This window comes from Pseudomonas emilianonis (genome assembly GCF_023072625.1).
Lineage (GTDB): Bacteria > Pseudomonadota > Gammaproteobacteria > Pseudomonadales > Pseudomonadaceae > Aquipseudomonas > Aquipseudomonas paraveronii.
Genome location: NZ_JAKNRV010000160.1, coordinates 1 through 11,480 on the forward strand (window position 1 = coordinate 1; position 11,480 = coordinate 11,480).

General features: G+C 60.6%; 11 protein-coding genes. 3 read left to right on the forward strand and 8 right to left on the reverse strand.

The features are described from left to right. From L9Z73_RS16690 to leuA, 3 genes are all read left to right on the forward strand, one after another. The coding region (locus tag L9Z73_RS16690; RefSeq protein WP_282598657.1) for an exodeoxyribonuclease VII large subunit at positions 1 to 275 on the forward strand (275 nt) is incomplete at its 5' end. A 3-nt stretch (positions 276 to 278) separates the two neighbouring features. Further along, a complete protein-coding gene (locus tag L9Z73_RS16695) occupies positions 279 to 1,100 on the forward strand; it encodes a M23 family metallopeptidase (RefSeq protein ID WP_247403058.1) in 822 nt (273 codons plus the stop codon). A 323-nt stretch (positions 1,101 to 1,423) separates the two neighbouring features. Beyond that, positions 1,424 to 3,103, forward strand: a complete 1,680-nt coding sequence (gene leuA, locus L9Z73_RS16700; RefSeq protein ID WP_247403060.1) for a 2-isopropylmalate synthase — start codon at positions 1,424 to 1,426, stop codon at positions 3,101 to 3,103. 180 nt (positions 3,104 to 3,283) lie between these two features. On the opposite strand, the gene L9Z73_RS16705 is transcribed toward leuA, so the two are convergent. The 8 genes from L9Z73_RS16705 to L9Z73_RS16740 all read right to left on the reverse strand — a co-directional run. Then, positions 3,284 to 4,075, reverse strand: coding sequence for an amidohydrolase (locus tag L9Z73_RS16705; RefSeq protein WP_247403062.1), 792 nt, complete (start codon positions 4,073 to 4,075; stop codon positions 3,284 to 3,286). After that, entirely contained in the window at positions 4,063 to 5,211 is a 1,149-nt protein-coding gene (locus L9Z73_RS16710) for a pyridoxal phosphate-dependent aminotransferase (protein WP_247403064.1), read from the reverse strand. Before L9Z73_RS16710 ends, L9Z73_RS16705 begins: the two co-directional genes overlap by 13 nt. Before the next feature lie 114 nt (positions 5,212 to 5,325). Then, positions 5,326 to 6,795: a ribosome biogenesis GTPase Der gene (gene der / locus L9Z73_RS16715; protein ID WP_247403065.1), complete on the reverse strand. Its 1,470-nt coding sequence runs from the start codon at positions 6,793 to 6,795 to the stop codon at positions 5,326 to 5,328. Positions 6,796 to 6,934: 139 nt separating this feature from the next. Beyond that, complete coding sequence (gene bamB, locus L9Z73_RS16720) at positions 6,935 to 8,086, reverse strand: outer membrane protein assembly factor BamB (RefSeq protein WP_017846172.1); 1,152 nt, start codon at positions 8,084 to 8,086, stop codon at positions 6,935 to 6,937. Next, the gene (locus L9Z73_RS16725) at positions 8,079 to 8,720 is read right to left on the reverse strand and encodes a YfgM family protein (protein ID WP_247403067.1); all 642 of its coding nucleotides are present in this window, start codon (positions 8,718 to 8,720) and stop codon (positions 8,079 to 8,081) included. Before L9Z73_RS16725 ends, bamB begins: the two co-directional genes overlap by 8 nt. Before the next feature lie 41 nt (positions 8,721 to 8,761). Further along, positions 8,762 to 10,051, reverse strand: a complete 1,290-nt coding sequence (hisS, locus tag L9Z73_RS16730) for a histidine--tRNA ligase (RefSeq protein ID WP_247403069.1) — start codon at positions 10,049 to 10,051, stop codon at positions 8,762 to 8,764. Positions 10,052 to 10,074: 23 nt separating this feature from the next. Next, the gene (ispG, locus tag L9Z73_RS16735; protein WP_247403071.1) at positions 10,075 to 11,184 is read right to left on the reverse strand and encodes a flavodoxin-dependent (E)-4-hydroxy-3-methylbut-2-enyl-diphosphate synthase; all 1,110 of its coding nucleotides are present in this window, start codon (positions 11,182 to 11,184) and stop codon (positions 10,075 to 10,077) included. Between the two features lie 2 nt (positions 11,185 to 11,186). Further along, positions 11,187 to 11,480: DUF4115 domain-containing protein (locus L9Z73_RS16740; RefSeq protein ID WP_247403073.1), on the reverse strand; the 294-nt coding region annotated here is incomplete at its 5' end.

Below are 11,480 nucleotides of genomic sequence, written 5' to 3' on the forward strand. Positions count from 1 at the left end.
GCCTCGCCGAGCGCCTGCCCCGCGCCATGCGCGAGGGCCTCAAGGCGCGCCGCCTGCAACTGCAAAGCCAGGTGCAGACGCTGCAAGTGGTCAGCCCGCTGGCGACACTCGGCCGTGGCTACAGCATCCTGCTCGACGAGCGTGGTCAGGCCATTCGCAATGCCGCGCAGACCCACACCGGCCAGCGCCTGACCGCGCGCCTCGGTGAAGGCCAATTGCAAGTGCGGGTGGAAGACAACCACCTGACACCCGTCACCCTTTCGTTATTGGATTGATCGATGCCACGTTTTTTTAGCCTGTTGATGCTGCTGTGCCTGACCGTCAACGCCCACGCCGACAGCTACATCTCCCGGACCTTGAACAAGCCGGTGCCTGGCGGTGTTGCCGTCGTCGACCTGGGCTCCTCGGCCGCCGCACCAAAAGCCACCTACCAGGGCAAGCCGGTTCTGGTGGTGAAGGAGCAGGCCAACTGGCTGGCGATTATCGGCATTCCGCTGACGGTCAAACCGGGCAATGAACGCATCAGCAGCGGTGGGCGCAACCTGCCGTTTATCGTCGGTTACAAGCAGTACCCGGAACAGCGCATCACCCTGAAGAACAAAAGCCAGGTCAACCCCGCCCCGGCGCAGCTCAAACGCATCGAGGCGGAGCTGGCGGTGCAGATCAAGGCTTACCGCAGTTTCAGCCCTAACCAGCCAAGCAACCTCGTGCTGGACAAACCGGTCAACGGCCCGCTGTCGAGCAAGTTCGGCGTGCGTCGTTTTTTCAACGGCGAAGAACGCAATCCGCATTCAGGCCTGGATTTCGCCGTCCCCGCCGGCACGCCGATCAAGACCCCGGCGGCGGGCAAGGTGATCCTGGTCGGCAACTACTTCTTCAACGGCAACACGGTGTTCGTCGACCACGGCCAGGGCTTTATCAGCATGTTCTGCCATATGTCGAAGATCGACGTCAGCGTGGGCCAGCCACTGGCACGCGGCGCAGTGGTGGGCAAGGTCGGCGCGACGGGGCGCGCAACCGGGCCGCATATGCACTGGAATGTCAGCCTGAACGATGCACGGGTAGATCCGGCGATCTTTATCGGCGCGTTCCAACCTTGAATGGCCCGATTGCGCAGCCAACAAAGGCTGCGCAATTTAAGCAAGCCAACAACCATTTCCCAACCATAAAATCTCGTTTCCTACGCCCAGAGAAGAACTTCTCTCAATTTTTCCGGACTACTTGCCATCTTTCACCTCTGGGGTTAGGGTTGAGCTTATGAAAACTTCTCACACCCTCATTCTGCTCCGTCAGCACCGCAGCCTGTGCCTTGTCAGCGCACGACTGCCAGGCTGAATCGATCTGCCTCGTCTCCCGCTTTATCCCCAATAACAGTTCCACGGCAGGCCGCCTTTTTTCGGCCCCTACTACAAAGGATTTCCCGATGAGCATGCTCAAAGACCCGTCTTCGAAGTACCGCGCGTTTCCGACCATCAATATCCCAGACCGCACCTGGCCGTCGAAAACCATCACCAGCGCGCCGATCTGGTGCAGCTCCGACCTGCGTGATGGCAACCAGTCGCTGATCGAACCCATGGATGCAGTGAAAAAGCTGCGCTTCTGGAAGACCCTGGTTGCCGTCGGCGTGAAGGAAATCGAAGCGTCGTTCCCGGCCGCTTCGCAAACCGACTTCGACTTCGTGCGCACCCTGATCGAAGGCAACCACATCCCCGAGGACACCACCATCCAGGTGCTGACCCAGGGCCGTGAAGACTTGATCGAGCGCACCTTCGAATCCCTGCGCGGCGCGAAAAAAGCCATCGTCCACCTGTACAACGCCACCTCGCCGTCCTTCCGCCGCATCGTGTTCAACCAGGACAAGGACGGGGTCAAGGCCATCGCGGTCAACGCGGCCAAGCTGTTCGTCAAATACGCCGCCCAGCAGCCGGACACCCAGTGGACGTTCGAATACTCGCCAGAGACCTTCAGCGCCACTGAGCTGGAGTTCGCCAAGGAAGTGTGTGACGCGGTGATCGAGGTGTGGAACCCGACGCCTGAGCACAAGATGATCCTCAACCTGCCGGCCACCGTTGAATGCGCCACGCCGAACATCTATGCCGACCAGATCGAGTGGTTCGGTCGTCATATCAACCGTCGTGACAGCGTGATCATCAGCCTGCACACCCACAACGACCGTGGCACCGGCGTAGCCGCCACCGAGCTGGGCCTGATGGCAGGCGCCGACCGTGTCGAAGGCTGCCTGTTCGGCAACGGCGAGCGTACCGGTAACGTCGACCTGGTCACCGTGGCGTTGAACCTCTATACCCAGGGCGTGCACCCTGAGCTGGACTTCTCCGACATCGACGGCGTGCGTAAAGTGGTCGAGGAGTGCAACCAGATCCAGGTGCATCCGCGCCACCCGTATGTCGGCGACCTGGTACACACCGCATTCTCCGGCTCCCACCAGGACGCGATCCGCAAGGGTTTCGCCCAGCAAAAAACCGACGCCCTGTGGGAAGTGCCGTACTTGCCGATCGACCCGGCCGACATCGGCCGCAGCTACGAGGCCGTGATTCGGGTGAACAGCCAGTCGGGCAAAGGCGGCATCGCCTACCTGCTGGAGCAGGAATACGGCATCAGCTTGCCGCGTCGCATGCAGATCGAGTTCAGCCAAGTGGTACAGGCCGAAACCGACCGTGTGGGCCTGGAGATGAGCGCTTCGCAGATTCACGCGTTGTTGCAGCGTGAATACCTGCAAGCCAACACGCCGTATGCGCTGGTCAGCCATCGCCTGCAGGAAGAAAACGGCAACAGCACGGTGGAAGTGGAAGTCTCGGGCAAAGGCCAAGGCGAAACCAACCTGCGCTGGCACGGCAAGGGCAACGGTGCGCTGGAAGCCCTGGTCGCCGGCCTGCCGATTGGCGTGGAGATCATGGACTACAACGAACACGCGATCGGTTCCGGCACCAACGCCAAGGCCGCGGCCTACATCGAGCTGCGAGTGAACGGCGAGCGTCCGGTGCATGGCGTGGGTATTGATGAAAACATCACCACAGCCAGCTTCAAGGCGGTATTCAGCGCCCTGAACCGCTCGCTGAGCCAGGTGGAAGCGAAAGCGGCGTAAGCCTCGCTGTAATGCTGAAGGCCCCTGGGTGAGAACCCAGGGGCCTTTTTGTTGGGCTTTGGATGTGTGTTGTGTGTCGGGGCCTCATCGCGGGCAAGCCCACTCCCACACTTTGACCGTGCTCCTACAGGAAAAACGCGGTCCAAATGTGGGAGTGGGCTTGCCCGCGATAGCGGTCTGTCAGACAAACTGAAAGTTATCAGCATCCAGATTCGCCGGAAATTTGCTGCGATACGCCGCCAGTTCAGCCGCGTCCAGGCACACCTGGAACACCCCATCCGCCTCCCCCGCACTCAGCAGGTTCTCACCCTGGAAATCCAGCACCTGGCTATCTCCGGTATAGACAAAGCCCTTGCCGTCCGTACCCACCCGATTCACCGCCGCCACATAACACAGGTTCTCGATCGCACGCGCCGGCAGCAACCGGTTCCAATGCTGGCGTCGCGCCCCTGGCCAGTTGGCGGTGTACAGCAGCAGATCGGTGTCCTGGGCATCACGACTCCACACCGGAAAGCGCAGGTCGTAGCAAACCAATGGGCGAATACGCCAGCCCTTTATCTCGAACTGCACCTGGCGCTCGCCGGGCGTGTAGTGATTGTGCTCGCCGGCCATGCGGAACAGATGGCGCTTGTCGTAATGCAGCACCTCGCCATCCGGCCGCGCCCATAACAGGCGGTTCCGATGGCTACCGTCGGCCGCCTGGATAATCACACTGCCGGTGACCACCGCGTTGTACTTCGCCGCCTGCGCCTGGAGCCAGCGATGGGTCGGGCCATTTTCCGGTTCGGCCAGGGTGGCCGAGTCCATGGAGAAACCGGTGGTGAACATCTCCGGCAGGATGATCAGGTCAGCGCCCCGGGCCTGCTCTAGCAGCAATTCGAAGTGATCGAGGTTGGCCTTGCGGTCGTGCCAGGCCAGGCTGGTCTGGACCAGGGCGATGTTCAGGTCGGGCAGTGCATTCAGATCACGCATAGTTTTTCGGCTGCTTGTTGCAGCGTCTCCTCGCGTTTGGCAAAGCACAGGCGCACCAGGCGCTGGCCTTGGGGTGGGTGCTGGTAGAACACCGAAACCGGGATTGTTGCCACCCCGTGCTCGCGGGTCATCCACAAGGACATGGCGACGTCATCCAGGTCCGGGCGAATCGCTGAGTAATCCACCAGTTGGAAGTAAGTACCGGTGACCCGATTAAAGCTGAAACGCGACGGCATCAACAGGTCGCAGAACAGGTCGCGCTTGGCCTGGTAAAAGGCCGGCAATTCTTCGACGTGTTCCGGGTGCTCAGCCATGAAATCGGCCAACGCGTATTGCAACGGGGTCACGCCGCAGAAGTTGACATATTGATGCACCTTACGCAATTCGGCGGTCAGGGCCGGAGGCGCGACCACGTAGCCGGTTTTCCAGCCGGTGACGTGGTAGGTCTTGCCGAAGGAGCTGACCACGAACGCACGTTGATACAGCTCTTCGTGGGCCAGCACACTGACGTGGGGCACACCATCAAACACCAGGTGTTCGTAGACCTCGTCGCTGACCAGGTAGATATCGCGGTCGCGGATCAAGGCCGCCAACAGGTCCAACTCGGCGCGGCTGATCAGTGCGCCGGTGGGGTTATGCGGCGTGTTCAGGATGATCATGCGTGTGCGCGCAGATAACGCAGCCTGAATCTTTTCAAAGTCGAGGGTGAAGTTTTTCAGGCTCAGTTGCACGTGCACGCAGCGGCCGCCCGCCAACTCGACCGAGGGCTCATAGCTGTCGTAGCACGGGTCGAATACGATGACTTCGTCACCGCTGCGAATCACCGCCTGGATCGCGCAGAAGATTGCCGCAGTGGCGCCAGGGGTGATGGTCACTTCGCTGTCAGGGCTGACCGTGGCGCCATAGCTGCGAGCGATCTTAGCCGCCACTTGCTGGCGCAGGGCTGGCAGGCCGGTCATCGGCGCGTATTGGTTATGGCCGCTGGCAACATGCTTGCCCACGGCATCGAGCAAGCCCTGTGGGCCATTAAAATCGGGGAACCCCTGGGACAGGTTAAGCGCGCCGGTCTCGGCAGCGAGTTGCGACATGGTGGTGAAAATGGTCGTGCCGACATTTGGCAGCTTGCTGTTGATCATCGGAGGCCCCTGCAGGTGAGCCCCAAGTTTTAAGCTGCCAATTGCATCGGGTCAAGGCGCAAACCACCGCGCACAAAAAAGGGCTCGTAAAGAGCCCTTTTTGCGAGGTCGGAATCAGCGCTTGTCGCGGCGCTTCTTGTCGGCCTTCTTGTGGTGAGTCATCAAACGACGCTTCTTGTTCACCTGACGGTCAGTCAGTGTGTTCTTGTTGCCTTCGTATGGGTTCTCGCCACCCTTGAACTCGATACGGATCGGCGTACCGACCAGCTTCAAGACACGGCGGTAGGTGTTTTCCAGGTAACGCACGTAGGACTTGGGCACCTTCTCGATCTGATTACCGTGGATCACGATAATCGGCGGGTTGGCACCACCCAAGTGGGCGTAACGCAGTTTGATCCGGCGGTTGTTAACCATCGGCGGTGCGTGCTCGCCTACCGCGTCTTCGAGGATCTGGGTCAGACGGTTGGTCGGCCAGCGGGTCACCGCGGACTTGAACGAGTTCTGTACGGACGCGTAGAGGTTGCCCACGCCGGTGCCGTGCAGTGCCGAGATAAAGTGGATATCGGCGAACTCAACGAAGAACAGGCGACGCTGCAGCTCGATCTTGACGAAATCGCGCTCGCTCGGCGTCATGCCGTCCCACTTGTTGATCGCGATCACCAGGGCCCGACCGGCTTCCAGGGCGAAGCCCAGCAGGTTGAGGTCGTGGTCCACCACGCCTTCGCGGGCGTCCATCACGAAGATCACCACGTTGGCGTCTTTGATCGCCTGCAGGGTTTTCACCACGGAGAACTTTTCAACTTCCTCGTGGATCTTGCCGCGCTTGCGCACACCGGCGGTGTCAATCAGCGTGTACTTCTCGTCGTTACGCTCGAACGGGATGTAGATACTGTCGCGGGTGGTGCCGGGCTCGTCGTACACGATGACACGGTCTTCACCGAGCATGCGGTTGACCAGGGTCGACTTGCCGACGTTGGGGCGGCCGATGATGGCGATCTTGATACCATCTTTTTCGCTCGGGCCAGGAATGCGCTTGGCTTCCTCACCTTCGGCGACGACCTCTTCTTCGCCCTCTTCTTCCTCGGCGTCATCCCTAGGGAAGTCGCGCAGGGCGATTTCCAACATCTGGGTGATGCCGCGACCGTGGGCACCGGCGATCGGAATCGCGTCGCCCAGGCCCATCGGACTGAATTCGGCACGGGCCATTTCAGGATCGATGTTGTCGATCTTGTTGGCCACCACATAGGAACGCTTGTTGCGCTTGCGCAGGTGCTCGCCGATCATCTGGTCGGCAGCGGTGTAGCCCGCGCGGGCGTCCACGAGAAACAACACGACATCGGCTTCTTCAATGGCCAGCAGCGACTGCTCGGCCATCTTTTCGTCCATGCCATGCTCGTCACCGGAGATACCACCGGTGTCGACAATAATGTAGGAGCGCCCTTGCCACTTTGCCTCACCGTATTGGCGATCACGGGTCAAACCGGACAAGTCGCCGACAATGGCGTCGCGAGTCCTGGTCAGGCGGTTGAACAAGGTGGACTTGCCGACGTTAGGTCGGCCCACCAGGGCGATTACGGGAACCATGCGGCTCTCCACTTCGTTATTTCAGAAAATACAAAAGCCGCTGCAAGGCAGCGGCTGGTGCTCGGGGCAGCATCGTCAGATGCAGCATGCCCCGCCGAAGCGGGGCCGCCTGGGGATTACCCCAAGCATAGTCAAACCTTTACTTGATGGTCAGGGCTTCCAGCTTGCCGCTGTTGCCAAACACATAAAGCATGTTACCCACGACCAGCGGACGCGCACGCAGGCCGTCGCTGTCGATGCGCTCGCGACCCACAAAACGACCGTCAACCTGACTCAGCAGGTGCAGGTAACCTTCGAAGTCGCCTACCGCTACGTAGCTGGAGAACACTTCCGGTGCCGACAGTTGACGGCGGGCCAGAGAGTCGTTGCTCCACAGCGCAGTGGTGGAACGTTCGTCGACACTTTCAACGGTGCCAGACGACAGACTTACGTAGACGCTGCCAAACCCTTGGGCGACACCGGCGTAGCTGGAAGCATCACGCTGCCAGTTGACGCGGCCGCTTTGCAGGTCCAGTGCCGCGACACGGCCCTGGTAGGTAGCGACGTAGAGGGTTTCGCCGGACAGCAGCAAGCCACCGTCGATGTCGACGACGCGATCCAGTTCCGAACGACCTTGCGGGATGGCCACACGCGTTTCCCAGATCGGTACGCCGTTCTGGGTATTCAGGGCGACCACTTTACCGGTCGACAGACCTGCAACGGCCAGATTATTGGTCACAACCGGACCACTGGTACCGCGCAGGGTCAGCACCGCAGGGGTGCTGTCGTACAGCCAGCGCTGTGCGCCGGTGCTGGCGTCGAGGCCGATCACACGGTCGTCCTGGGTTTGCACCACGACGATGTCGCCGTTGGTGGCAGGCGGTGCGAGGACTTCACTGGTCACGCGAGCGCGCCATTTCTCTTCACCGGTGCTGGAGTCCAGCGCCACGACTTCGCCTTTGAGCGTGCCGAGCATGACCATGCCGTAACCCACGCCGACGGCGCCGGATACGGGCAGTTCGAGGTCTTTCTTCCACTTCACGTCGCCGTTCATGCGATCCATGGAGATCACCACGCCGGTCACGTCAGCGGCCACAATGTTGTCACCGTCGATTGCCGGTACCAACATGTTGTAGGTTTCGCCCTGACCGTCACCGATGGAGCGGCTCCATTGCTTTTGCAGGACCACTTCTTCCTTGAAGCTGGTCAGCTCGGCCGGAGGCAGTTCTTTTTTACTGTTGCTGCTGCAACCCGCGGCCAGAACGGCCAGAGCCAGCAATGCTGCATGTTTCCAACGGATCACGTCACGCATCCCCTTTGGCCAAGTCGTCGAGCTTGATTTGTAAGCCACCGACCGCTGCTTCATCAGACAGCGCCGCCTTGGCTTTTTGGTACGCAGCATTGGCTTCGTCGGTACGACCCAATTGGACCAACAGGTCGCCCTTGAGCTCTTCGCGAGTGGCTACAAATGCCTTGTCAGCATCGCCGTCGAGCAGTTTGAGTGCTTCGTCGGCCTTGTTCTGTGCCGCCAATACCTGAGCCAGGCGCTGACGTGCGATTTCACCCAGGGTCGGGTTGGTCGGCTTGTCGGCGATGGCCTTCAGTTCGGTGACTGCATCATCCAGCTTGCCGGTGTCGACCGCGACTTTCGCGACGAACAGGCTGCCGTATTGGGCGTAGGTGCTACCGCCAAATTCGCTCTTGAGCTTACCAGCCAGGTCTGCCACTTGCGCAGGATCGGGCTTGCCGCTCGGCGTCAGCGTGGTTTCCAGCAATTGCTGATAGAGGATCGAGGCGCCTTGGGACTGGTTGGCCTGATACTTGTGCCAGGCTTGCCAGCCGAACACTACCACTAAAGCCAGCAGGCCACCGGTAACCAGGGGCTTGCCGTTACGCTGCCACCAGTCCTTGAACTCGGCCAACTGCTCATCATCAGTACTCGACACCCCAACACTCCTCAATCGCTAAATTCGGCTGTTCGACAGCTTCAACCCTGCACGACGCAGGTGGCCAAGTGCGCAGCGAGCGCATCAAAGGCAATGTTCTGTTGCTCGCCCTGACCACGCAGGGGTTTGAAACCTATCACTTGCTGGGCCAATTCGTCATCGCCGAGGATCAGTGCGTACAGCGCACCGCTCTTGTCGGCCTTCTTGAACTGGCTCTTGAAGCTGCCGGCGCCAGCATTGATCTGCAGGCGCAGGTTCGGCAGTTGGTCGCGCACTTTTTCGCTCAGGGCCAGGCCAGCCAGTTCGGCGGCCTCGCCAAAGGCGCACAGGTACACATCCACCTGCCGGGAGATTTCTTCCGGAACCTGCTCAAGGGTTTCCAGCAGCAGGATCAGCCGCTCGATACCCATGGCAAAACCAACGCCGGGCGTAGGCTTGCCGCCCATCTGCTCGACCAGGCCGTCGTAACGGCCACCGGCACACACGGTGCCCTGGGCGCCGAGTTTGTCGGTAACCCACTCGAACACGGTCTTGCTGTAGTAATCGAGGCCGCGCACCAGTTTCGGGTTGATCACGTAAGGAATACCGGCGGCATCCAGACGCGCCTTGAGGCCCTCGAAGTGGATACGGGATTCGTCGTCCAGGTAGTCGGCCATCTTCGGCGCGTTGACCAGTACGGCTTGCGTGTCGGCGTTCTTGGTATCGAGGACGCGCAACGGGTTGGTTTTCAGACGGCGCTGGCTGTCTTCGTCCAACTTGTCTAGGTGGGCGGACAGGTACTCGACCAGGGCGACGCGGTAGCGGCCCCGGGACTCGCTGGTGCCCAAGCTGTTGAGTTCAAGCTTGACCGCATCGCGGATGCCCAGCAGGCCCCACAGGCGCCAGGTCAGCACGATCAGCTCGGCGTCGATGTCCGGACCGTCGAGGTTGAACACTTCCAGGCCGATCTGGTGGAACTGGCGATAACGGCCTTTCTGTGGACGCTCGTGGCGGAACATCGGCCCGATGTACCACAGCTTCTGCGGCTGGCCGCCGCCGCTGAGGCCATGCTCGAGCACGGCGCGCACGCACGCGGCGGTGCCTTCCGGACGCAAGGTCAGGGAATCACCGTTGCGGTCTTCGAAGGTGTACATCTCTTTTTCGACGATGTCGGTCACTTCACCGATGGAGCGCTTGAACAGCTCGGTGAACTCGACGATCGGCATACGGATCTGTTTGTAACCGTAGTTATCCAGCAGACGCGCAACGGTGCTCTCGAAGTAGCGCCACAGCGGCGTCTGCTCCGGAAGGATGTCGTTCATGCCACGAATGGCTTGCAGAGACTTGCTCACATCTATTCCTTAAATTCGCTGGATCAGCCGCGCGCGATAACTGCAGCGTCAGCTTCGACCTTCTCGGCCGCTTTCTGGCGGATCAGTCTTTCGAGCTCATCCACCAGATTGTCATTCGTCAGTTTCTGCGACGGCTTGCCGTCGATGTAAATCAGGTTCGGGGTGCCGCCGGTCAAGCCGATATGGGCTTCCTTGGCTTCACCCGGCCCGTTGACCACGCAACCGATCACCGCAACATCCAGCGGCACCAGCAGGTCTTCGAGGCGCCCTTCCAGTTCGTTCATGGTTTTCACCACGTCGAAGTTCTGCCGCGAGCAGCTCGGACAGGCAATAAAGTTGATGCCACGGGAACGCAAATGCAGGGATTTTAGAATGTCGTAACCGACCTTCACTTCCTCTACCGGGTCTGCCGCCAGGGAGATGCGGATAGTATCGCCAATCCCTTCGGCGAGCAGCATACCGAGACCCACCGCAGATTTCACTGTGCCTGAGCGCAAACCACCCGCTTCAGTGATACCCAGGTGCAGTGGCTGCACGATTTCCTTGGCCAGCAGGCGGTAGGCCTCTACCGCCATGAACACGTCGGAGGCCTTTACGCTGACCTTGAAGTCCTGGAAATTCAGGCGCTCAAGGTGCTCAACGTGGCGCAGCGCCGATTCAACCAGCGCGGCGGGAGTCGGCTCGCCGTATTTCTTTTGCAGGTCTTTTTCCAGGGAACCGGCGTTGACGCCGATGCGGATCGGAATCCCGCGATCACGGGCAGCGTCCACCACCGCGCGCACACGGTCTTCGCGACCGATGTTGCCCGGGTTGATACGCAGGCAATCAACACCCAACTCCGCAACGCGCAAAGCGATCCGGTAGTCGAAGTGAATGTCGGCAACCAGCGGCACCTTGACCAGTTGCTTGATGCGGCCGAAGGCTTCGGCGGCATCCATGTCCGGTACGGAAATCCGCACGATGTCGACGCCAGCGGCTTCCAGACGATTGATCTGGGCGACGGTGGCAGCAACATCATTGGTGTCGCTGTTGGTCATGCTCTGTACCGCGATGGGGGCGTCGCCGCCCACCGGCACCGAGCCGACCCAGATCTTGCGCGATAGGCGACGTTTGATTGGAGATTCGCCGTGCATGACTATTGCCCCAACTTCAGGCGAGCAGTTTCGCCACTGGTGAACGGCGCTACGTCGACAGGCTGGCCGTTGTAGGCCACTTGCGCACCACGGGCAAAGCCCAGACGCAGCGTCAAAGGAGGCTTGCCGCCCTGGTCGAGCGTATCTCCCTTACGCTTCATACCGCTAAACAGCACTTTGCCATTGCCATCCGTGAGTTGCGTCCAGCAGTCAGCGACGAAGGTAATCTGTACGCGCCCGTCACCGGCGATCAACACAGGCGTGGTCGGCGGCGAAATCGCGGGCGCCGCAGGGGC

What these genes read in the sequence shown, in the direction of transcription:
- L9Z73_RS16710 (WP_247403064.1), bottom strand. Translation starts at nt 5,211, where the DNA reads ATGATCAACAGCAAGCTGCCAAATGTCGGCACGACCATTTTCACCACC.
- L9Z73_RS16705 (WP_247403062.1), bottom strand. Translation starts at nt 4,075, where the DNA reads ATGCGTGATCTGAATGCACTGCCCGACCTGAACATCGCCCTGGTCCAG.
- leuA (WP_247403060.1), top strand. Translation starts at nt 1,424, where the DNA reads ATGAGCATGCTCAAAGACCCGTCTTCGAAGTACCGCGCGTTTCCGACC.
- ispG (WP_247403071.1), bottom strand. Translation starts at nt 11,184, where the DNA reads ATGCACGGCGAATCTCCAATCAAACGTCGCCTATCGCGCAAGATCTGG.
- bamB (WP_017846172.1), bottom strand. Translation starts at nt 8,086, where the DNA reads ATGCGTGACGTGATCCGTTGGAAACATGCAGCATTGCTGGCTCTGGCC.
- der (WP_247403065.1), bottom strand. Translation starts at nt 6,795, where the DNA reads ATGGTTCCCGTAATCGCCCTGGTGGGCCGACCTAACGTCGGCAAGTCC.
- L9Z73_RS16695 (WP_247403058.1), top strand. Translation starts at nt 279, where the DNA reads ATGCCACGTTTTTTTAGCCTGTTGATGCTGCTGTGCCTGACCGTCAAC.